The following is a 21,781-nucleotide window of genomic DNA, read 5'->3' as shown; positions in this document are numbered from 1 at the left end:
AAGATGAGTGAAGACAAAACACTATATTGTTCATTTTGTGGTAAAGGACAAGATGAAGTAAGAAAACTAATTGCAGGCCCATCAGTCTATATTTGTGATGAGTGTGTGGAGCTTTGTAACGATATTTTACGTGATGAATTTGGTGAAGAAGATATAAGCCAATTTGAGCTTGAAAACCTTCCAACTCCGCACGAAATCAGCGCTATTTTAGATGATTATGTCATTGGTCAGTTCAATGCCAAAAAAGTATTGTCGGTTGCTGTTTACAATCATTACAAACGTTTACAGAATTCGCATGTGAAAGATGATGTTGAGCTAACTAAAAGTAATATTTTATTAATTGGTCCAACAGGTTCAGGTAAAACGCTACTGGCTCAAACTTTAGCACGTTTATTAGATGTACCATTTGCAATTGCCGATGCAACTACATTAACCGAAGCGGGTTATGTGGGTGAAGATGTAGAGAGTATTGTACTGAAACTTCTTCAGCGTTGTGATAACGACCCTGAAAAAGCGGAACGTGGCATTATCTATATCGATGAAATTGATAAGATTACACGTAAATCAGAAAATCCATCAATTACTCGAGATGTTTCAGGTGAGGGTGTTCAGCAAGCCTTATTAAAGCTGGTTGAAGGGACAATGGCTTCTGTGCCACCACAAGGTGGGCGTAAGCACCCAAATCAAGACATGATTCAGGTGGATACCTCAAAAATCCTCTTTATTGTTGGTGGTGCTTTCGAAGGCCTGGATAAAATCATTGATCAGCGTACTGAAACCAATATTGGAATCGGTTTTTCTGCTGAGGTTAAAACTAAAGAAAGCCGTTTAACAATTACTGAAAAATTCCAAAAAATTGAACCAGAAGATTTAGTTAAATTTGGTTTAATTCCAGAGTTTGTTGGGCGCTTGCCAATGATTGCTTCTTTAGAAGAATTGGACGAAGAGGCATTGATTAAGATTCTAACCGAGCCTAAAAACGCATTAGTTAAGCAATTTCAAAAAATGTTTGAACTAGAAGGGGCAGAATTACAGTTCCGTAAAGATGCGTTATCAGAGATTGCTAAGCTAGCAATCGAACGTAAAACGGGAGCTCGTGGATTACGCTCAATCATGGAGCAGTTATTGCTAGATACTATGTATGACCTACCAAGCTTGAAAAACGTTGAGAAAGTCGTTATTAATAAAGCAGTGATTCAAGGCAAGAAGTCACCTTTATTGGTTTATCAAGATGAAGTAGCTAAGGTTGCATCAAGTGAATAACTAAGTTTAAAACGTAAATACATAAATAATGTTTTAGACCCAGCTTCATGCTGGGTTTTTTAAAGGCAAAACTTGCCATTAGTTTGTCTAAAAAGGGATAAAAATGGATATTGATCAAGTAAGTATGAAAATGAACGTACTCGTATTACCTTTACGTGATGTCGTGGTTTTTCCAGGAAATGTAATGCCATTATTTGTGGGGCGAGAAAAATCAATCCATGCCTTAAATGAAGCGATGCAGGGTGATAAACAGATCTTCTTAATTACACAAAAGAGTGCAGAGTTAGATGTACCATCCTTAGAAGATTTGTACTCTGTGGGTACGATGGCCAACATTCTTCAGTTGTTAAAGTTGCCTGACGGTACGGTTAAAGTTTTAGTAGAAGGAATTCAGCGCTTTAGATTAACGGGTTTACATATTGATAATAACGTTCTTCTAGGTGATATTACAGAAGTAGAAAGCAGTGCGGACAATGAAACAGACACTGTTGTTTTAATGCGGGCTTTAGCTGAGCGTTTTAATCTTTTTGCCGATCTAAAAAAGAAAATCCCTTCAGAAGTTAAAACCTCAGTACAAAAAGAGCTTAACCCTGAGCGAATGGTGGATTTAATCTCTGCAAATCTAAAGCTTAGTGTTGAAGAGAAACAGGCGCTTCTTGAACTGACTTCAACCAGTGAGCGTTTAGAGCGCGTTCTCGCCATGATTGAAACAGAGCTAGAGATGCTTGAATCAGAAAAACGTATCACTTCGCGTGTTAAAAAACAGATGGACAAAACGCAACGTGAATATTATCTGAATGAAAAAATTAAAGCGATACACAGTGAATTAGCTGGTGGTGATGAAACCGTTGTTAATGAAATGGAAGAGCTAACACAAAGAATTGGCAAGGCAGGGTTAACCGCTGAAGCAGAGAAAAAAGCCAATACAGAGCTTAAAAAGCTCAAAATGATGCCTGCTCAATCCTCTGAAGCAACCGTTGTTCGTAATTATTTGGATTGGTTATTAGATATACCATGGAAAAAACGCAGCCGCGTCTCGAATGATTTAAATAAAGCAGAGAAAATACTGGATGCCCAGCATTACGGGTTAGAAAAGGTCAAAGAACGTATTGTTGAGTATCTTGCTGTACAAAAACGTGTGAAAAAAATGAAAGGGCCTATTCTCTGTTTAGTTGGACCACCAGGGGTGGGTAAAACGTCATTGGCTCGTTCAATTGCTGAAGCAACTAACCGTAAGTATGTGCGCATGTCTTTAGGTGGTGTTAGGGACGAGGCAGAGATTCGTGGACATCGTAAAACCTATATTGGCGCGTTACCAGGTAAAGTTATTCAAAAAATGCATACAGCTGGGACAAAAAACCCACTGTTTCTACTTGATGAAATAGACAAAATGTCGAGTGATATGCGTGGAGATCCTGCATCCGCTTTATTGGAGGTGCTAGATCCAGAGCAAAATAGCACTTTTAACGATCATTATCTTGAAGTGGATTATGATTTGTCGGATGTTATGTTTGTAGCCACATCAAACTCTATGGACATTCCAGAAGCCTTGTTGGATAGAATGGAAGTGATTAATTTATCAGGTTATACCGAGCCTGAAAAATTGAATATTGCCCAAAAACATCTGCTACCAAGAGCCTTAAAAGATCACGGACTTAAAAAAGATGAATTAACCATCACATCAGAGTCTATTTTAGCGATTATTCAGTTGTACACGCGTGAAGCGGGTGTTCGCTTGCTGGCCCGTGAGTTAGCTAAAATTTGTCGAAAAGCAATTAAAAAAATTGTGACTGATGATAAAACACCCTCTAAGATTACAGTGAATAAGGCTGATTTAGAAGAGTATCTAGGTGTGGCTCGTTATCGAGTAGGTCTTGCAGACTCTGAAAACAGAATAGGGCAGGTTGCTGGGCTTGCGTGGACACGTGTTGGTGGCGATTTATTGCGCATTGAAGCGACTGCTATGCCTGGTAAAGGTAAGTTGTCCAGCACGGGGCAGTTAGGAAGCGTTATGCAAGAATCTGTTCAGGCTGCAATGAGTGTGATAAGAAGCCGTTCTGAGGTATTAGGGCTTGCAGATGATTTTTATGAAACCAACGACTTGCATTTACACTTTCCTGAAGGCGCTATAAAGAAAGATGGGCCTAGTGCTGGTATCGCAATTTGTACGGCAATCACATCTGTATTAACAAAAACACCAGTAAGAGCTGATGTGGCCATGACAGGTGAGATAACGTTACGTGGAGAAGTGCTTCCTATTGGCGGTCTTAAAGAAAAGCTCTTAGCTGCATTACGAGGTGGGATTAAAATGGTATTAATCCCACATGATAATGTTCGTGATTTAGCGGATGTGCCTGATGAAGTGAAAAATCAGCTCGATATTCACCCTGTAAGATGGGTAGATGAAGTGCTTGAATTGGCTTTAACTGAACGTCCAAAGCCATTAGTAGAGGTTACTGAGGGCATAACTTATACTGATGAGAAAGCGCCAAAAACGGCTGAAAAGGCGTCAAATCGACATTAATTAGTAAAAATACGTTTTTTTTCTTGACACCATTTGGTGATGATTGCTATAAATGCAAGAGCCAAAGGTGGTGGATAAAAAATACATTAAAAACTCATGGAGAAAAAAATGAATAAATCTGAATTAGTAAGTGCAATTGCAGAAGAAGCTGGTTTAACAAAAGCAGATGCAGCTAAAGCATTAGACGCAACGGTAGCTTCAATCACAAAAGCAATGAGCTCAGGTGACTCAGTAGCAATTATCGGTTTTGGTACATTTAAAGTTGGTGAGCGTTCTGCACGTACTGGTCGTAACCCTCAAACAGGTGCTGAGATGCAGATTCCTGCGGCTAAAGTTCCTAAGTTTACAGCTGGTAAAGCACTAAAAGAAGCTGTTAACTAATTGATGTTAAAGCAGCTGTCAAAAAAATGAAAAAAAACATTTAAATTTGATTGACAAGCTCTCCCATAACTCTATAATACGCCACATCAATTAAGCACAGCAACACAGACCAACAGGGACGTAGAGCAAGTTTGATTGGGTGATTAGCTCAGTTGGGAGAGCATCGCCCTTACAAGGCGAGGGTCACTGGTTCGAGCCCAGTATCACCCACCACGGAGCGGTAGTTCAGCTGGTTAGAATACCTGCCTGTCACGCAGGGGGTCGCGGGTTCGAATCCCGTCCGCTCCGCCATATTTAAAAGCTAGTTATAAACTAGCTTTTTTATTGCAAATCTTCAGGAGTTTGCAGTAATACAAAACAGAGAAGTTGTTCATATTTTGAATGTAAAACTTTTTTGTCTATCCTGGGTGATTAGCTCAGTTGGGAGAGCATCGCCCTTACAAGGCGAGGGTCACTGGTTCGAGCCCAGTATCACCCACCATACAATTAGGAGCGGTAGTTCAGCTGGTTAGAATACCTGCCTGTCACGCAGGGGGTCGCGGGTTCGAATCCCGTCCGCTCCGCCAGTTAAAAAAGAAAGCCATTACAAATTTCATTTGTAGTGGCTTTTTTCATTTCTATACTTTGTTTTTATGTGTAAACGCAATTTATAATTGATAAAAAGTTTTCACCACGAAGGCACGAAGATTTGTGAAATGAGTATAACGATTAGATAAACATAGATTATTCATTCATAGTTATTGAATCAAAAAAACTGGTGTTAGGTTTTAGAGTTTTTCGTGCCTTCCTCTCTTCGTGGTTTATTTAATTAGATTTTAGACATAAAAAAACCGCATTGCTGCGGTTTTGAAGATTACCAGGCCTGGTGAAAGGCCAAAGCTATTTCAACTAGGTTGAAGCTGTTACGTTGTAACCGCCATCAACATAAGTGATTTCTCCTGTAATCCCTGAAGCTAAATCAGAGCATAAGAAAGCCGCTGTATTACCCACTTCTTCAATTGTGACATTGCGACGTAACGGTGTGGCTTGAGCGGCTTTATCAAGCATGGTTCTGAAATCTTTAATTCCAGCAGCCGCTAAAGTACGAATTGGACCTGCAGAAACGGCGTTAACACGAATGCCTTCCTGACCAAGATCTGCGGCTAAGTAACGAACAGTGGCTTCTAACGATGCTTTAGCAATACCCATAACGTTATAGTTAGGGACCGCTCGCTCAGCACCTAAGTAAGAAACAGTCATAACGGAACCATTTTTGGCTTTTAGCATTTCATGAGCGGCTTTAGTACAGGCCGTTAAGCTGTATGCACTAATGTCATGTGCAATGCTAAATCCTGTGCGGGTAGAAGCGTCAATCATTCGGCCTTCAAGCTCTTCACGCGGTGCAAAGGCTACTGAGTGAACTAAAATATCTAAACCATCAGTCCACTGTTTTGATAGTTCTGCAAAAGTGGCATCAATTTCAGCATCACTGGCTACATCTAAAGGCAATACAATTGAAGAACCGAGTTCTTCAGCAATTTTTTCTACGCGACCTTTAAGTTTTTCGTTTTGGTAAGTAAGGGCAATCTCTGCGCCTTGTTCATGCATTTGTTTAGCAATTCCGTAGGCTATTGACTTGTTATTTGCTACACCAATGATTAAGGCTTTTTTTCCTGAAAGGAATCCCATATTGTTCTCCAATATTTGATTAAGTAGAAGGTGACAATCATTCATAAACACGTTTGCGATTCGCTATCACGTTTTGGATGTCTATCATTTAAAATTTATACGCATTATAACGTTAAAATATTGGTTATAATGCTTGAAGTTGCTAAAATCAGGTTCAATTTTGTTCTAGGCGATTTGTTTCCTTAAACGGTTTGACCAGGCCTGGTAAGTATTTAAAGATGATTTTTTGAATGTATTGTTAGGATTCATTATTTTTAACAAATTTTGTTTGCAAGGGCATATGCTAAATAGAGTACTTATAAAACCGTTCAAGATACTGTTATTAATGGGATTATTCTTTTTATCTTATACGGTTTCTGCAAATAACTGGAACGCACCCTATAGTGAAAATCAAGTTAAGCAACAAACGCTGTTCAGTGCTTTTGGTTCACCGCCCAAGCATTTAGACCCTGTTGTCTCTTATAATTCTAATGAGTGGGCTATTCTCTCTCAAATCTATGAACCTCCTCTACAATATCATTATTTAAAACGACCTTATACGGTTGAGCCGCTAACGCTCACTGAACTACCTAAAATTCAGTATTTAAATTCTGCGGGTAAAAAAGTCTCTGAAAAAAGTCAGGATATTGCCTTTACTGAATACCTTTTTGAAATAAAGAAGGGCATCTATTTTCATCATCATCCCGCTTTTGTTAAAAATAAAGAGGGTGACTTTAGCTACCATACGTTAAAAGCATCCGAGCTCACGGCAATTAAATCAATATATGATTTTAAAAACCAAGCCAATCGAGAATTATCAGCGAGTGACTATATTTACGCCATAAAAAGAATGGCATTACGTCAGAATCACTCGCCTATTTTAGATTCTATGACACCTTATATTGTTGGTTTAAAAGCGTATTCACAACAAGTTACTAAAGCGTTTGAAGAGCAATTAAAAAAACAAGATGCTTCGGATAAAACAACTTATTATGACTTAAACCAGTTTGATATTGGTGGTGTTCAACTAATTGATAAATATCGTTTTAAAATTAAAATAAATGGTCGCTATCCGCAGTTTTTATACTGGTTATCCATGAACTTTTTTGCCCCAATTCCCTGGGAGGCTGACAAGTTTTATAAACAACCAGGCCTGGTAGAACGTAATATCACCATAGATACTTCGCCAATTGGTACAGGTCCTTATTATTTGGCAGAAAATAATCCTAACCGTAGAATGCGTTTAGTGGCCAATGAAAACTATCATCAAGTGTTTTATCCCAGTACAGGTTTGCCTGAAGAGGCTAATCCAGCGCTTTTAGACGATGCTGGTAAACAGCTACCCTTTATTAAAGAGGTCGTTTATACGCTTGAAAAAGAGAGCGTGCCTTTATGGAACAAATTCTTGCAAGGTTATTACGATGCTTCAGGTGTGAGTTCAGATAGTTTTGATCAAGCGGTTTCTATTTCGGGTTCTGGCAATATGAGTTTAACCCCAGAGATGAAAGAGCGTGGTATTCAGTTTTTAAGTCATGTTCAACCCACTATCTATTATTTTGGTTTTAATATGGCCGACCCTGTGATTGGAGGCTACTCAAAAAAACAGCAAAAGTTGCGTCAAGCCATCAGTATTGCCGTCAATTTTGAAGAGTATATTTCCATATTTATGAATGGACGAGGCGTGGTCGCCCAAAGCCCAATTCCGCCTGGTATTTATGGGCATCAAAAAGAGTTAATAAACCCGTTTGTTTATCAACAAGAAAACAATCAACTTAAACGTAAGTCTATTGAATATGCCAAGAAACTGCTGGCTGAAGCGGGTTACCCTGATGGACGCAAACCAAATGGGGAGGCTTTGTCACTTTATTATGATACTGCGGCCACGGGTCCAGACAGTCAGTCAGAGTTAAATTGGTATCGTAAACAGTTTGCCAAGCTTGGTATTAATTTGATTATTCGAGCTACTGACTATAATCGTTTTCAAGATAAGGTAAGACAAGCCAAAGTTCAGATGTTCTCTTGGGGTTGGAATGCCGATTACCCCGACCCTGAAAACTTTTTGTTTTTGCTGTTTGGTGGCAATGCCGTGATTAATACTAAAGGCACTGGAATCAATAGCGCTAACTATGACAACCCTAAATTTAATCAACTCTTCAAACAGATGAAAACCATGCCTAATGGCCCTGAACGATTAGCTATTATTCAGAAAATGGTTAAAATTGCCCAACAAGATGCACCGTGGATTTGGGGCTTTAACCCAAAATCTTTGGCGTTGTACCATAGCTGGTTAAAAAATGTGTACCCTAATGCGCTGGCAAATAACACTACAAAATACAGACGTATTGATGTGCAAGATCGTTACAACAAACAACAGGCCTGGAATAAACCGATTATTTGGCCTTTAATTTTGGTTGTATTGATTTTATTGCTCTCTATTTGGCCACTAACACGCGCCTATAAAAAACGTCAAAGCTCAGTAATGACATCTAAAACAAATGCAAAAGAGGGTAATGTTTAATGTTTGCCTATATTGTGAGACGTTTACTGTTTGCTGTACCCATTTTATTGGGTGTTAATCTAATTACTTTTGCCCTGTTTTTTATGGTGAATACGCCAGATGATATGGCACGAGCGCAATTAGGCGCAAAACAAACTACACCTGAGATGATACAGGCCTGGAAAGCGAGTAATGGTTATGACAAGCCCCTGTTTATTAATATAGAGCAAAGTGGTTTACAGCAAATTTCAGATACTTTATTTGTGCAAGAGTCTCTAAAATTATTCAGTTTTGATTTTGGTCAGTCCGATTCTGGCCGACAAATCTCCGCTGATATTTACGAACGAATGTGGCCAAGTTTAGCCATTGCTCTACCAACGTTTATGATTGGTTTAGTTACCAATATTGCCATTGCCTTGTTGATTGTGCTTTTTAGAGGCTCAACCCTCGATAGCGTAACCATGGGCATTGCGGTTGCCATTATGTCTATTTCTGGACTTTTCTATATCATTGCAGGTCAAGTTCTCTTTAGTAAAACTTGGCATTGGGTGCCGATATCGGGCTATGCGGAGGGTTTAGAGGGCATTAAGTTTCTAATTTTACCTGTGTTAATAGGAGTCTTTGCTGGTATTGGAGCAGGGATTCGTTGGTATCGCAGTATCTTTTTAGAAGAAATCAATAAGGACTACGTAAGAACAGCCCGAGCAAAAGGGCTTTCAGAAATTAAGGTGCTCTTTGGGCATGTTTTACAAAATGGTTTATTACCCATACTTACTGGCGTTGTGGTGGTGATTCCAACCCTGTTTATGGGCAGTTTAATTATGGAATCTTTCTTTGGTATACCAGGCCTGGGAAGTTACACCATTGATGCTATTCAATCTCAAGATTTTGGTATTGTTAAAGCCATGGTCTTTTTAGGCTCGGTACTCTATATCATCGGCTTAATTCTCACCGATATCTCTTACACTTATTTTGACCCAAGAGTGAAGTTGTCATGATACAAACAATGACACCCGTATTTTTATGGACTGATATCATGATTTGGGGGCTTTTTGTTCTCCTGGTGATAGGTATACGCCAAATCATTAAAGACCCCCAAAAAAGAGCGCAGTGGCGCGCCGTTTTTCAGTCTAAAACCGCCATGGCCTCTATTATGGTGTTAATGGTTTATTTTGTTATCGCCTTGCTTGATTCAACCCATTTTAAAATCGATCCCTCTGAGAAGAGCGGTCATCACAAAGAGCTGGTCAGTGTTTTAGATCTGGGTTTAAATCACCTTATAGCAAATACAGAACGCACCTATTCAGCTCCATTTGCCTTAACGGAATACAGTTCCAGTATTGTTTATGATGAGATAGGGCAGGTTAAACAGGTATATTTACCGCTAAAACACGTTGCGCAACACATCAATATGGATGCTGACCGCATTGCGTTTGATCTATTCAGCCAATTTACCTGGTCGTTAATGATTACACTGCTTGTGTTATTGGTTTTTTTCGCTTTTCACGGATATTTTTACCTAAAAGCCTTGGCACAAAATAGAGTATTGTCAAACAATAAAGCGCTTCCTTGGCGTTCAGCATATCTCACACTGTTTATTTTACTATTAGTGGGTATCACCCTTTATAACCTCAGTTTTAACTATCATGTATTGGGCACCAATAAAGTGGGTGAAGACGTCTTTTACAACTCACTCAAAAGCATTAGAACAGGGGTGTTAATTGGTGGTTTAACCACTGTAGTAATGCTGCCATTAGCGTTAGTTCTAGGGATTAGTGCAGGGTATTTTAAAGGTTGGATTGATGATCTCATTCAATACTTTTACACCACCTTAAACTCCATACCTGGCGTATTATTAATTGCCGCCGCCGTATTGGTTATGCAATCTATTATGAGCACGCATGCCGAATGGTTTGGCAGTACCGAAGAGCGCGCTGATATGCGTCTACTATTTTTAATTTTAATTCTAGGCATGACCAGTTGGACAGGCCTGTGCCGTTTACTGCGTGCAGAAACCCTTAAAATCAGCCAAATAGAATATGTTACCGCCGCCAAAGCGTTTGGCTTAAAACCTTTTACTATTATTAGAAAACACATTTTACCGAATCTGGTGCACCTCATCTTAATCGCTTTAGTACTCGATTTTAGTGGGTTAGTATTGGCCGAAGCCGTATTATCCTACGTTGGGGTTGGGGTAGATCCAACCATGCCAAGCTGGGGTAATATGATTAACCAAGCCAGGTTAGAGATGGCGCGTGAACCCATGGTTTGGTGGTCACTGCTTTCTGCATTTTGTTTTATGTTTATTTTAGTGTTAGCCGCAAACCTTTTTGCCGACCGAGTTCAATGGGTACTTAACCCAAGATCAGAGAAATAGGAATCCAAATGTCTCAATCAACCGTATCGACCGTATTAAGTGTTAAAAACCTAGTCTTAAACATTGGTGAACAACGCTTAATTAATGATATTAGTTTTGATATAAAAGCGGGTCAAATCTTTGCTCTAGTGGGCGAGTCGGGCAGTGGTAAATCCCTAACCAGCTTAGCCATTATGCGCTTATTGCCAGAGGTGTTAACAATTGGTGGTGGACAGATTACTTTACATCAGCAAAACCTATTTGAACTGCCTGAATATCAAATGCAAAAAGTGCGTGGTAAACAAGTCGCGATGATCTTTCAAGAACCGATGACCTCGCTTAACCCTGTTATGAAAGTAGGCGATCAAGTCGCAGAGGTTCTACGTTTGCATTTAGGTTTAAATAACAAACAGGCCAGAGCCAAAGTGGTTTCTTTGTTTGAAGAAGTGGGCATTCCTGAATCAAAAGACCGTTATGACTGGTATCCGCATCAGCTGTCGGGTGGTCAAAAACAGCGTGTGATGATCGCCATGGCTCTAGCCTGTGAACCTGATTTACTGATTGCCGATGAACCCACTACGGCATTAGATGTCACTATTCAAGCACAGGTGCTGCAACTGCTCAAAGAGATTCGTAGTAAACGAGGCCTGTCTATTCTGTTTATTACACACGACATGGGTGTGGTGTATGAAATGGCCGATACCGTAGCGGTTATGAAACAAGGGCAAATTTTAGAACAAGCCGAAAAAGAGACCTTCTTTAACAACGCCACACATCCTTATACAAAAAAACTACTGCAAGACGCCGTGCCCAAGCAAATCTTAAAACCTGCTAAAGATTCTGAAAAACTACTCGAACTTACTGATTTAAAAGTACATTTTCCTATTAAAAAAGGTCTGTTTCAACGAACTGTGGGTATGGTAAAAGCGGTTGACGGTGTCAGTTTAAGTATCGAAAAAGGGCAAACATTAGCCCTGGTGGGTGAATCAGGTTCAGGCAAAAGCACCATTGGCCAAGCCATTTTAAAACTGGTTAACGCCACCGATGGTGCGGTTTCTTATGTATCAGACAATCAAGAGATTCAACTCACCAAACTGACTGAAAAGCAGATGAAACCGCTGCGTAAAAAAATACAGGTTATCTTTCAAGATCCATTCTCAGCACTTAACCCACGTATGACCATTAGCGAAATCATTCGTGAAGGCATGGTCAGTTTAAAAGTAGGCAGTCAAAACAGACAAGATCAAGATAACCGAATCGATGAACTGCTTGAACAAGTTGGCCTAGAAACAGAGTTTAAACACCGCTACCCACATGAATTCTCAGGCGGTCAACGTCAACGTATCGGTATTGCCAGAGCCTTAGCCGTAGAACCCGAGCTCATTATTTGTGATGAACCGACTAGCGCATTAGATGTCACCGTGCGAGCACAAGTTTTAGAACTATTAGAAGATTTACAGAAAAAGTACCAACTTTCCTACCTGTTTATTACCCATGATCTATCCATTATTCCAACCATTGCCCACAAAGTAGCGGTCATGCAAAACGGCAAAGTAGTAGAACACGGAACCGTAGAACAAATCATGCACAACCCGCAACAAGACTACACAAAACAACTGCTTAACTCCGCACCTGAATTAATTCGTAAGGTTATGTTTGCTTAAAAACAGGTTTACCACGAAGGCACGAAGTTTTTTTATTAAGTGGTTTCAAATCCAGTTTTACCAGGCCTGATATTCTCTGTGGCTATCGTTGTTCTGTGAGCATAGGGTAAATTGTGGTTAATAATGTCGTGTTCATGCTCTAAAGTGTACGTATTTATTCTACAAAGATAAGTTCATTTGTTGTAGTATTCATAACTAATTACCGTATTTAAAACAGATTATCTTGATAATATTTCATAACCTAACCTATTGCCAGGCCAGCAGAATATTAGAACAAAAGGATATGCTTATTACTTCAATACAATATATTAGGGCGTTTGTGCCTTATACTAAATGTTATGTCGCTATGAATCTGCTCACTAAAGGAGAAAAGTATGCAACCAGAAGTCTTAATTCGTACCTTCATTGATGAAGCGTTCAACAAGGGGAATCTTTCGATACTCGAGGATGTAATTCATACTGAGTACCAATATTTGAGTCCTGACAACAGCCAACTAAAAGGTATAGGTCAATTGACAGAATTTATTCAGGCGTTCCGCAAAGCCTTTCCTGATCTTAACCTTCAGATAGATGATCTGTTTGCGTCAAATGACCGCTCGTGTACTGCCTTTACACTTAGTGGCACTCACGAGGACGATTTCATGGGGATTCCGGCAACTAAAAAGTCAGTGGAAGTCCGAGGAATGGTAATGAGCCGATTTAAAGACAACAAGATCTTCGAGGATTGGGAGATTCTCGATAACTTGAGCTTTTTTCAACAGCTTGGGGTTGTCCCTGAACTCTCCTAATGCATTATCTAACCGTTCGAAAAGAGACATAACGAGTTGCAACACGCGGAAAAATTACTCGCTGCGCTCCTAAATTGCCGATGAGCGCGACGTTATGTTTCAAAATAAATTATCAGAGTAAGGCATGAACTTTAAAATTCTCGACAAAAAGAATAAGCAAGAAGTAGTAACTCTGTTTACGGAAACCTTCTCTTCATCCGAAGGGGAGGGAGAAGGCAGAATAATTGGTAATCTAGTATCTAAACTATCAACTAATATAAACAATAAAGAAATAATAGCCGTCGGTGCATATAAAAATGAGTCAATTATCGGAGCAATTTTCTTTACTCGTCTAAGCTTTAATGAACCCATTTCGGTTTACATGCTCGCTCCTGTTGCAGTTAGCACTAAGCATCAGGGAATGGGGATTGGACAAGCACTCATAAATTATGGGCTTAATGAACTCAAAAAACGCTCTGTTAATATTGCTGTCACATATGGAGATCCCTCTTTCTATTCCAAAGTTGGGTTTAAAAGCTTATCAGAGCAAGTTATCCAGGCTCCGTTAAAGATTTCAATGCCAGAAGGTTGGTTAGGTCAGTCTTTAACAGGTAAACCAATTCCAATAATTAAAGAACGACCTATATGTGTTGAGGAATTCAATGACCCTGCCTTGTGGTAACAACCAAAACATAACAATTAGCTACAGCGGACGCGCCAAATATGCACGCCGCTTAGCTAGGCGTTATCCACTAAGCTAAATTCCTTGAATCATTTTTTGATGAATGATATTGTAAATCCATGCAAACAAACACTACATACAACTTATTCTCAATTTCATGGTGGCGCTCTATTTTATAGAGCGGCGCTGAATCACATTTATTCAAAGCCGTCGGAAGACCGCTTATGAATAACCTCATTTATGTCTCCGATGGTAAAAATTAGGAGTCATATTATGCACAATCCAAGAAAAAACTTAAAAAAAGAAAAAATATTAACTGGAGATAGAGCAACAGGTCAGCTTCATCTCGGACATTTTGTTGGTTCGCTTCAGCAACGAGTTAAGCTACAACATGATCACGAACAGACCATTTTAGTTGCAGATTTACAAGGCTTAACTGATAACGGTCATAATCCACACAAGGTATCGTCCAATATTTTGAATGTTGTCGCTGATTATTTGGCTGTTGGCATTGAACCTCTAAAAACAACTATTTGTTTGCAGTCAGCTATTCCCGCGTTATCTGAATTGACAATGTATTATTCAAACTTAGTTTCTGTTGCTAGATTACAGAGAAACCCCACTGTGAAAAGTGAAATTTCAGCTAAATCATTTGGTAGCTCAATTCCAACAGGTTTTTTAACATACCCGATTAGCCAAGCCGCGGATATTACCGCATTTAGAGCCACTTTAATTCCTGTTGGTGATGACCAATTACCAATGATTGAGCAAACGAATGAGATAGTGAGAAAATTAAATCATATTGCACAAGATGATATTCTAGTGGAGTGTCGACCGTTATTAAGTAAAGTGCCTCGCTTACCAAGTTCAGATGGTAAAAATAAAATGTCAAAATCAATGGGCAACTGTATTTTTTTGAGCTCCAGTGAAAAAGAGATATCGAAAGCCGTAAAGTCGATGTACACCGATCCTAATCATTTAAGTGTTGAAGACCCTGGGCAAATTAGGGGTAATGTTGTTTTTACCTATTTAGATGCATTTCACCCTGACTCAGTTTATATTGATGAGCTGAAGGAAAGATACCAAAACGGTGGTTTAGGTGACGGAACAACCAAAAAAATTCTAGAAGAGTGCTTGCAAGATATATTAAGGCCAATTAGAGAACGTAGGGAAATGTTTATGTCAGATAAAGCTCAATTAATAGATATTCTTCGAATTGGTAGCCAAAAGTCGCAAGAAGAAACGAATCAAGTGTTAAATAACGTTAAATGTGCATTTGGTCTTAACTTAATTAATTAGAAAAAATCAATATGGTAGGTATAACAAGTTAATCAACTGATCCTAAAACAGTGGGCTAACGCTTCGCGATTTTTGCCCACCATTTTTCGCTGGTTATTAAGAGATTAAAAGTCACGTACACATCGGAGGCATTTTGAAAGGTCCAAATCCTGAAGATAAAGAACCTATGAAGGGTTTCCCTCAAGTAGGATATTTGAAGAACTACATTTCGTCTAAAAATATCGTTGTTGGTGACTACACCTACTACGATGACCCTGAAGGCCCTGAGCGATTTGAGAGCAACGTGCTTTATCATTTTCCATTTATAGGGGATAAGCTTTTAATAGGGAAATTCTGCGCTATCGCAAAAGACGTAAAATTCATCATGAATGGCGCTAATCATAAAATTTCTGGTTTTTCTACATACCCATTCCAAATATTCGGTAACGGTTGGGAGAAGGTCATGCCCAAAGAGGGTGATCTACCCCACAAAGGTGATACAGAAATAGGGAATGATGTTTGGATTGGATATGAAGCTACAATTATGCCGGGAATCAAAATTGGCAATGGTGCAATAATAGCGAGTAAGTCTGTCGTGGTATCTGATGTCCCATCTTACTGCGTTGTAGGCGGTAATCCTGCCAAAGTCATTAAATATCGATTTGATGAAAGTACAATTAATGAACTATTAGAAATAGCTTGGTGGGATTGGAGTGAAGAAAAAATCACTGAAAACCTTGAAGCGATAGTTGGCAGTGATCTAGTTGCTCTTCGGTACGCAAGTGATTTTTAGTAAAAAATTCTAGTGAACAAGTCGCTGAACGTGGCGTTATATATTTTAAACAAGTATCGAGCTAATATCATGGATGAAAAAAGCAAATCATATTTAGAACAATACCTTAATAGCTTGTCCGATGCGGCTGCATCGAAGTACAGCTCATTTAGCGCTGATTATTTTTGCGCTGATGAATACAACGCAAATGTTTGTGCTGACTTAATATTACGTGGTGAAAAGCGAGCATCGTGTAGTTTAAATGTTTGGTATAGCGAACAAGGCGAAACCTTGCCAAAAGTTGGTCATCTTCAAGTGGTGACAAACTGGGATGGTGCTCCCGTTTGTATTATTGAAGTAACCTCTGTGACTAAATGCAAATACAATGAAGTAAACGCAGAGTTTGCAGCCTTGGAAGGTGAGGGCGACAAGAGTCTTGAGTGGTGGAAAAACGCGCATTGGAATTTCTTTTCGAAAGAATGTGAAGAGCTAAATATTGCGCCATCTGAGGATATGTTGCTTGTTTTGGAGCAGTTCAAAACCGTATATCCTTAATAATATAACAAGTACTTAAACTGGGACAAACTACGCTAAGCGAGTTTAGTAATAACGGTAGGTTAAGTGTTTACGGTATGTTAGTTTGAGTTCAGGGAAAAGAGGGGCAGAGTAGTAAAAACATGAGTTTTCTTGATGTTATTGGTGTTTTAGCGATTTTTTTTACGATTTTCGTTTTTTGTATCCCTGCGAAAGTGAAGATTGTTAATGGCTATATTCACTTTAAGGTTTGGCCCTTTTTCAGTAGAACGCCAAAACACATTTCTGAGTTGGTGTATTTCCATGCAAAAATAGGTGCTATTCCTGTGTGCTTTAAATTCAAAGATGGCACGGTATTCCGTTGGACTGCCTTTCCTATTTCTCAGCACGGCATATTGAAAAAGGAAGTGGAGAGGTGTATTCGACAATACAAAGATGGGGGCAACCAGTAACGGCGAAAAAAGAGACTACGGGGTCAGGTCTTGCCTTTTGCTATTCTGTCGTGTTAAGTTGTTTTTATGACAAGACCATTAAGAATAGAATTTGCAGGTGCTTTATATCATGTGACATCAAGGGGTAATGCCCAAGAAGATATCTATCGTGATGATAAAGATAGAACAATGTTTCTTGAGATACTAAAAGAAGTGTGTGAACGCTTTAATTGGGTTATTCATGCTTATTGTTTAATGTCCAACCATTATCATCTCTTGGTTGAAACTCCCGATGGTAACTTATCTAAAGGTATGCGACATTTAAACGGAGTGTACACTCAACGATTTAATCGCACACATAATAGAGTTGGCCATGTCTTTCAAGGGCGATACAAAGCTATTTTGGTTCAAAAAGATTCATATTTATTGGAATTAGCACGCTATATTGTATTGAATCCTGTAAGAGCAAACAAGGTGCTTACGGCTCAAGATTGGCCATGGAGTAGTTATCGTTCAACAGCAGGCTTTACCTCAGTTGAAAACTGGCTAACTGTAGACTGGATTTTATCTTCTTTTTCAGACCAAAAGATTAATGCTGCAAAGGTGTATCGAGAGTTTGTTTCGGAGGGGATGAATCAACCTAAGATATGGGATGAATTAAAAAATCAAATATATCTTGGTGATGAATCTTTTATCAAAAATATGCAAAGCAAAATATCTTCAAAAACAAGCCTAGAAGAAAGCCCATCTGCACAAACACGAAAAGTAGCAAAACCGATTACCTACTTTGAAAGCCAGTATATTGATAGAGATGTCGCAATATGTAAAGCCTATGAAACAGGGGCTTTTAGTATGAAGGCGATAGGGAATCATTTTGGGTTACATTATTCACGTGTTAGTCGTATTGTTAAGGCAAAAGGCAAGACCTGACCCTAATAAGATTGACCCTAATGAACTATTAGTAGCAAGGATGTCCGAAATGAATAAAGATAAACTTGAAAAATATCTATCAACGCTAAAAGGCTCAGAGGCTAGTTATCCATTTGGCCCGGAAGCTTTAGTATTTAAAGTTATGGGAAAAATGTTTGCTTTGGTATCGCAGCAAGAGGATATTCCACGAGTAACGCTTAAATGTGCTCCAGCCGATAATGAGGTTTTGGTAAGTCAATTCGAATCAGTCGTGCCAGGTTACTATATGAATAAAAAGCACTGGATAACGATTTCACTTACTGGTGAATTGTCTGAGGATATGTTAATTGATTTAGCGAATGGTTCATATAAGTTAGTGGTCAGTAAACTAACCAAAGTTAATAGAGGTAAACTAGAACAACAGTGAAAACTCATAACTGGCCAAGTTAACTCAGACGGAATCAAACTCCGTTCCGATTTATGCCGCTGGTTAATTTACAACGTTATGTTTCTAAAAATTGCTTACAAAGTCTATTCAAAAGATAAAAGAATGAATTACAAAATCCTCGATAAAAATAGTCATAATCAAGTGACGAGCCTTTTTACGTCTGTTTTCACTTCATCTGAAGGTGAGGATGAAGGCCAGCTAATTGGTAATTTAGTCTCAGCGTTATCTTCAGATATCGATAATGAAGAAATAATTTGTATTGGAGCATATGAAAGTGAATCACTTATTGGTTCTATTTTCTTTACACGCCTTCGGTTTGATAAACCAATCCAGGTTTACATGCTTGCTCCGGTTGCTGTGAGCGCTGAATATCAGGGAAAAGGCATTGGACAATCACTAATAAACTTTGGGCTTAATGAATTGAAAAGCCGTTCTGTGGATGTTGCTATCACCTATGGTGACCCATCTTTCTATTCCAAAGTTGGTTTTCAGGCACTCCCAGAAAGTGTTATCCAAGCTCCCCTTAAACTTTCAATGCCAGAAGGTTGGTTAGGTCAATCCTTGGTGGAGGGCGCGATTCCAACCATAAAAGAACGCCCCACATGCGTTAAGGCATTCAATGATCCTATATATTGGTAAAAGTAACAAACATAACAAGGTGCGCATTTGCACCGTACATCTTAAACGTTTGGTCTGAGAGCATGAGTTTTAACCAAGACCAATTTTCAAGAAATTTTCAGTCTGTTAGGCAGAGTTATTTTGTTAAATTCTCTAAGAGATTTGCTTCAAATTCATTTTCAAGAGAAGACATTGTTGACAGGTTAATATCTGAATTTATCTGGAGTTACCAGGCCTGGTAACAGATAAATTATGAAGCCAGTTCTTGATTATGGTTTTAAAAGGCACGCTAACCTTTTATGACCAATAATGCTATTATCAATTCATATATAGATCAAGAATATGCTCTAGTATTTATGAATATTACTCAGCCCATTTAAACAATAAAATGTTACAAGAAATTAATAGTACCTTCTAACTGAATGAGATTGTTATGCTTACTTCCCTAACCATGAGTATTATCGCTTTTAGCATTGCAGCCCTAGTGATTGTGATTGCGGGTAGCAAACTGGCTAAACAGGCTGACACCCTAGCCGATCAAACAGGATTGGGTGAAGCGTTGTTTGGGGTCTTGCTGTTAGCGGGCGTAACGTCTTTGCCTGACTTTGCGGCAACCTTAAGTGCCGCAGTAGATTCCAGACCCGATTTAGCCATGAGTAACGTGATGGGGAGTATGGCGGTAAATTTGGTCTTTCTTGGGGTGGCCGACATCTTTTACCGTAAGGCGAATTTAGAACATGCGGCGGCCTCTACGGTTAATTTGATGTTAGCGGGGTTATTGATTGTATTATTAACTTTGCCATTGCTAGCGGTATTTACTCCACCAGTCACTTATTGGAATATGCATCCCGTTACTCCAGTGATTATTGCAGCCTATCTGTTTGGTTTGCATTTGGTTCACCGAACACAAACTAAACCAATGTGGTTTCCAAAGCAGACTCATCAAACCGTTACCGATGAACCTGGCAAACACCCAAATAAAAAGCTTAATGGCGTATGGTTTGGCTTTTTTAGTATGGCTATTTTAACGGGGGTAGCGGGGTGGATATTGATGGAAGCTGCTAAAAATATTGCCGATCAGACAGGAATGTCAGAAACTTTAGTGGGTGGTTTGTTTACCGCCTTTGCAACCTCTACACCAGAGTTGGTAACCACGATTGCTGCCATACGTATTGGCGCGCTAACCCTTGCGGTAAGCAATATATTTGGAACAAATTGTTTTAATATGTTGGTGGTTGCGGCAGCGGATGCGGGCTATTCTGAAGGGTCTATCTATCATGATATGGCACCTGTTCAGATGACATGGGGTCTGGTCAGTATTTTAATGACGGCGATATTATTGTTGGGTATGGTGCGGCGTGAGACCTATGGTATTGGCCGAATTGGATTTGAAAGCGCGCTTATTTTGAGTGTTTATGTTATTGCATTGAGTGTGGTTATAGCGAGTGCTTAGAGCACTTTTACTTTATGAGCAAGATTTCATTTGATTACGCTAGATTTAATGCCGTTTATGAATGATACGGATGGGGGTAAAGTATGAATTCAACAATTGATCAAAGAACACTCTCTTTGGCTGTGGGAGTAAGTTATTTAATTATTTTCTTTACCGCCATATTTGCTAACTTTTTTGTGATTGAATCTTTGATAAACACCCCCTTAGTCACGGTTCAGCAAAACCCCGTTTTTGTACGAGTAGGCATTTTAGCTTTTATGATAACGGTTGTTTGTGATGTCATTATCGCATGGGCGCTTTATGAGTTGTTTAAGCGCCATTCATTATCGTTATTAAGTCTATTGTTTAGAATGATGCACGCGGTAATTATGGGGATTGCCATTTTCGCGCTTCCCATGACGCTTGCTTAAACGACAAGTGAAGAGATTTTAAAGCAAGTTGATACTTTTAATACTATTTGGCTTATTGGACTCTTCTTTTTTGGAATTCATCTTATCTTGCTAGGCAAAATAATAGGTAAACCTAAAATCATTGCCACCTTTTTGGTGATTGCTGGCGTGATGTATATGCTAGATACAGCTGCTCATTTTATGCTGCTAAATTATGAGACTTATGCTTCGGTTTTCTTGGCACTAGTGGCCGTCCCAAGCATTTTGGGTGAGATGTCGTTTGCTATTTGGCTTCTTATAAAAGGCGGTAAGTCACCTTTATAAGGTTTTGAAATAAATCTTTTTTAGTAAAGTGGCTAGCCAAGGCAAAAGGCATGGTTCTATTTCTTGAAACTTATGTGTTCGCTTTATTTATTTCAAGTAAATCTTACCAGGCCTGGTAACTCTTAAATTACAGTTTTTCTATTGTTCCAAAATCGGCTGTGGTTGTCATTATTGGTTTATCAAAGACTGAATCGATAACAAAGCTGGCCATATCCTCTGCTGAGGTGAGTTCGGTTGGGTTTTCGCCAGGAAATAATCGCCCACGCGATTCGGTTGCAAAGGTTTCTAGGTTGGCTAAATAACAGTGTGTTGTGCTCTGTTTTATCTCTTGTGCTACCGTTTTTAATAGCTGTTCTAAACCCGCCTTAGCCACACCATAAGCACCATAATAAGCTGGATGTTGTTTTACATTGTTATCCGTGATGGCAACAAGCTTACCTTCTTTAGCGTTGGCTAATAGCGGTAGGGTTTGTTGAATAAGATGAAAGTTGGCATTTAAGTTAGTGTGCAATACTTCATACCATTGCATATAGTCAAAATGTTCAATGGGTGTAAATGCGGGCAAGGTCGCCGCGTTTAAAAAGACACCGTCTAATACACTATACTCTTTGGAGATATTTTCTTTAAACTCTTGATAGTTATCAATATTTGCACCTAACAAATCCATTGGGTATAGCGCAACCAAATCAATATTGAGAGGCGACTGTTCAATTTCATCATAGAAGGCATTAAGGCGTTTTAACTCTTTATCTAATAAGATAACTTGGTTGTTTTCTGCAATAAGTTTTAAAGCTAGGGCTTTGCCTAAACCTTGTGCGGCACCAGTAATTAAATAGGTTTTCAT

19 protein-coding genes, 4 tRNA genes and 1 pseudogene are annotated in these 21,781 nt (G+C 39.1%); 22 read left to right on the top strand and 2 right to left on the bottom strand.

From position 1 onward, the window contains the following. Nucleotides 1-3: 3 nt before the first annotated feature. The 7 genes from clpX (at nucleotide 4) to A379_RS01225 (ending at nucleotide 4,734) form a co-directional block, all read left to right on the top strand. The gene (clpX, locus tag A379_RS01255; protein WP_040725127.1) at nucleotides 4-1,263 is read left to right on the top strand and encodes an ATP-dependent Clp protease ATP-binding subunit ClpX; all 1,260 of its coding nucleotides are present in this window, start codon (nucleotides 4-6) and stop codon (nucleotides 1,261-1,263) included. 124 nt (nucleotides 1,264-1,387) lie between these two features. Next, nucleotides 1,388-3,787: an endopeptidase La gene (gene lon / locus A379_RS01250; protein WP_369759654.1), complete on the top strand. Its 2,400-nt coding sequence runs from the start codon at nucleotides 1,388-1,390 to the stop codon at nucleotides 3,785-3,787. Between the two features lie 108 nt (nucleotides 3,788-3,895). Next, complete coding sequence (locus A379_RS01245; protein WP_040725123.1) at nucleotides 3,896-4,168, top strand: HU family DNA-binding protein; 273 nt, start codon at nucleotides 3,896-3,898, stop codon at nucleotides 4,166-4,168. Between the two features lie 137 nt (nucleotides 4,169-4,305). Beyond that, nucleotides 4,306-4,381, top strand: a tRNA-Val gene (locus A379_RS01240). Nucleotide 4,382: 1 nt separating this feature from the next. Beyond that, a tRNA-Asp gene (locus A379_RS01235) sits at nucleotides 4,383-4,459 on the top strand. Between the two features lie 114 nt (nucleotides 4,460-4,573). Next, a tRNA-Val gene (locus tag A379_RS01230) sits at nucleotides 4,574-4,649 on the top strand. A gap of 8 nt (nucleotides 4,650-4,657) precedes the next feature. Then, nucleotides 4,658-4,734 (top strand) — tRNA-Asp (locus A379_RS01225). A gap of 322 nt (nucleotides 4,735-5,056) precedes the next feature. Here the strand turns inward: A379_RS01225 and A379_RS01220 are convergent. Next, a complete protein-coding gene (locus A379_RS01220) occupies nucleotides 5,057-5,836 on the bottom strand; it encodes an enoyl-ACP reductase (protein WP_040725121.1) in 780 nt (259 codons plus the stop codon). A gap of 325 nt (nucleotides 5,837-6,161) precedes the next feature. Between A379_RS01220 and A379_RS01215 the strand changes: the two genes are divergently transcribed. The 15 genes and pseudogenes from A379_RS01215 (at nucleotide 6,162) to A379_RS13135 (ending at nucleotide 20,937) form a co-directional block, all read left to right on the top strand. Next, nucleotides 6,162-8,333: an ABC transporter substrate-binding protein gene (locus A379_RS01215; RefSeq protein WP_051144858.1), complete on the top strand. Its 2,172-nt coding sequence runs from the start codon at nucleotides 6,162-6,164 to the stop codon at nucleotides 8,331-8,333. Beyond that, nucleotides 8,333-9,310 carry an ABC transporter permease gene (locus A379_RS01210; protein ID WP_040725116.1) on the top strand — a complete coding sequence of 326 codons (978 nt, stop codon included), beginning with the start codon at nucleotides 8,333-8,335 and terminating at the stop codon, nucleotides 9,308-9,310. The genes A379_RS01215 and A379_RS01210 overlap by 1 nt, the downstream gene beginning before the upstream one ends. Further along, nucleotides 9,307-10,689 (top strand): ABC transporter permease, encoded by a 1,383-nt coding sequence (locus A379_RS01205; RefSeq protein ID WP_232744798.1) that lies wholly within the window; start codon nucleotides 9,307-9,309, stop codon nucleotides 10,687-10,689. The genes A379_RS01210 and A379_RS01205 overlap by 4 nt, the downstream gene beginning before the upstream one ends. Nucleotides 10,690-10,697: 8 nt before the next feature. Then, on the top strand, nucleotides 10,698-12,332 hold the full coding sequence (locus A379_RS01200) for an ABC transporter ATP-binding protein (protein WP_040725114.1): 1,635 nt from the start codon (nucleotides 10,698-10,700) through the stop codon (nucleotides 12,330-12,332). A gap of 374 nt (nucleotides 12,333-12,706) precedes the next feature. After that, a complete protein-coding gene (locus A379_RS01195; protein WP_040725111.1) occupies nucleotides 12,707-13,120 on the top strand; it encodes an ester cyclase in 414 nt (137 codons plus the stop codon). A gap of 124 nt (nucleotides 13,121-13,244) precedes the next feature. Further along, nucleotides 13,245-13,781, top strand: coding sequence for a GNAT family N-acetyltransferase (locus tag A379_RS01190; RefSeq protein WP_040725109.1), 537 nt, complete (start codon nucleotides 13,245-13,247; stop codon nucleotides 13,779-13,781). Between the two features lie 273 nt (nucleotides 13,782-14,054). Beyond that, nucleotides 14,055-15,080 carry a tryptophan--tRNA ligase gene (gene trpS / locus A379_RS01185; RefSeq protein ID WP_051144856.1) on the top strand — a complete coding sequence of 342 codons (1,026 nt, stop codon included), beginning with the start codon at nucleotides 14,055-14,057 and terminating at the stop codon, nucleotides 15,078-15,080. A 130-nt stretch (nucleotides 15,081-15,210) separates the two neighbouring features. After that, a complete protein-coding gene (locus A379_RS01180) occupies nucleotides 15,211-15,852 on the top strand; it encodes a Vat family streptogramin A O-acetyltransferase (protein WP_369759653.1) in 642 nt (213 codons plus the stop codon). Nucleotides 15,853-15,921: 69 nt separating this feature from the next. Further along, complete coding sequence (locus A379_RS01175; protein WP_040725103.1) at nucleotides 15,922-16,386, top strand: ASCH domain-containing protein; 465 nt, start codon at nucleotides 15,922-15,924, stop codon at nucleotides 16,384-16,386. Between the two features lie 122 nt (nucleotides 16,387-16,508). Further along, the gene (locus tag A379_RS01170; protein ID WP_040725100.1) at nucleotides 16,509-16,817 is read left to right on the top strand and encodes a hypothetical protein; all 309 of its coding nucleotides are present in this window, start codon (nucleotides 16,509-16,511) and stop codon (nucleotides 16,815-16,817) included. A 66-nt stretch (nucleotides 16,818-16,883) separates the two neighbouring features. Further along, entirely contained in the window at nucleotides 16,884-17,726 is an 843-nt protein-coding gene (locus tag A379_RS01165) for a transposase (protein WP_040725099.1), read from the top strand. A 49-nt stretch (nucleotides 17,727-17,775) separates the two neighbouring features. Further along, nucleotides 17,776-18,132: an MmcQ/YjbR family DNA-binding protein gene (locus A379_RS01160; protein ID WP_040725098.1), complete on the top strand. Its 357-nt coding sequence runs from the start codon at nucleotides 17,776-17,778 to the stop codon at nucleotides 18,130-18,132. Between the two features lie 123 nt (nucleotides 18,133-18,255). Then, nucleotides 18,256-18,792 carry a GNAT family N-acetyltransferase gene (locus A379_RS01155; RefSeq protein ID WP_040725096.1) on the top strand — a complete coding sequence of 179 codons (537 nt, stop codon included), beginning with the start codon at nucleotides 18,256-18,258 and terminating at the stop codon, nucleotides 18,790-18,792. A 412-nt stretch (nucleotides 18,793-19,204) separates the two neighbouring features. After that, nucleotides 19,205-20,224 (top strand): sodium:calcium antiporter, encoded by a 1,020-nt coding sequence (locus tag A379_RS01150; RefSeq protein WP_040725094.1) that lies wholly within the window; start codon nucleotides 19,205-19,207, stop codon nucleotides 20,222-20,224. A gap of 83 nt (nucleotides 20,225-20,307) precedes the next feature. Continuing rightward, nucleotides 20,308-20,937, top strand: a pseudogene (locus A379_RS13135) (DUF4386 domain-containing protein). Nucleotides 20,938-21,064: 127 nt separating this feature from the next. On the opposite strand, the gene A379_RS01140 reads toward A379_RS13135, so the two are convergent. Further along, nucleotides 21,065-21,781, bottom strand: a complete 717-nt coding sequence (locus A379_RS01140; protein ID WP_040725092.1) for an SDR family NAD(P)-dependent oxidoreductase — start codon at nucleotides 21,779-21,781, stop codon at nucleotides 21,065-21,067.

The sequence above is a fragment of the Thiomicrorhabdus sp. Kp2 genome, from assembly GCF_000478585.1.
GTDB lineage: Bacteria > Pseudomonadota > Gammaproteobacteria > Thiomicrospirales > Thiomicrospiraceae > Thiomicrorhabdus.
This window is presented reverse-complemented; position numbering and strand designations above follow the sequence as displayed.

Bases quoted from the DNA above. Each gene is read 5' to 3' on its own strand.
- A379_RS01200 (WP_040725114.1), top strand. From the start codon at position 10,698: ATGTCTCAATCAACCGTATCGACCGTATTAAGTGTTAAAAACCTAGTC.
- A379_RS01195 (WP_040725111.1), top strand. From the start codon at position 12,707: ATGCAACCAGAAGTCTTAATTCGTACCTTCATTGATGAAGCGTTCAAC.
- clpX (WP_040725127.1), top strand. From the start codon at position 4: ATGAGTGAAGACAAAACACTATATTGTTCATTTTGTGGTAAAGGACAA.
- A379_RS01140 (WP_040725092.1), bottom strand. From the start codon at position 21,781: ATGAAAACCTATTTAATTACTGGTGCCGCACAAGGTTTAGGCAAAGCC.
- lon (WP_369759654.1), top strand. From the start codon at position 1,388: ATGAAAATGAACGTACTCGTATTACCTTTACGTGATGTCGTGGTTTTT.
- A379_RS01150 (WP_040725094.1), top strand. From the start codon at position 19,205: ATGCTTACTTCCCTAACCATGAGTATTATCGCTTTTAGCATTGCAGCC.
- A379_RS01175 (WP_040725103.1), top strand. From the start codon at position 15,922: ATGGATGAAAAAAGCAAATCATATTTAGAACAATACCTTAATAGCTTG.
- A379_RS01165 (WP_040725099.1), top strand. From the start codon at position 16,884: ATGACAAGACCATTAAGAATAGAATTTGCAGGTGCTTTATATCATGTG.
- trpS (WP_051144856.1), top strand. From the start codon at position 14,055: ATGCACAATCCAAGAAAAAACTTAAAAAAAGAAAAAATATTAACTGGA.
- A379_RS01205 (WP_232744798.1), top strand. From the start codon at position 9,307: ATGATACAAACAATGACACCCGTATTTTTATGGACTGATATCATGATT.
- A379_RS01190 (WP_040725109.1), top strand. From the start codon at position 13,245: ATGAACTTTAAAATTCTCGACAAAAAGAATAAGCAAGAAGTAGTAACT.
- A379_RS01215 (WP_051144858.1), top strand. From the start codon at position 6,162: ATGGGATTATTCTTTTTATCTTATACGGTTTCTGCAAATAACTGGAAC.
- A379_RS01210 (WP_040725116.1), top strand. From the start codon at position 8,333: ATGTTTGCCTATATTGTGAGACGTTTACTGTTTGCTGTACCCATTTTA.
- A379_RS01160 (WP_040725098.1), top strand. From the start codon at position 17,776: ATGAATAAAGATAAACTTGAAAAATATCTATCAACGCTAAAAGGCTCA.
- A379_RS01245 (WP_040725123.1), top strand. From the start codon at position 3,896: ATGAATAAATCTGAATTAGTAAGTGCAATTGCAGAAGAAGCTGGTTTA.
- A379_RS01220 (WP_040725121.1), bottom strand. From the start codon at position 5,836: ATGGGATTCCTTTCAGGAAAAAAAGCCTTAATCATTGGTGTAGCAAAT.
- A379_RS01155 (WP_040725096.1), top strand. From the start codon at position 18,256: ATGAATTACAAAATCCTCGATAAAAATAGTCATAATCAAGTGACGAGC.
- A379_RS01170 (WP_040725100.1), top strand. From the start codon at position 16,509: ATGAGTTTTCTTGATGTTATTGGTGTTTTAGCGATTTTTTTTACGATT.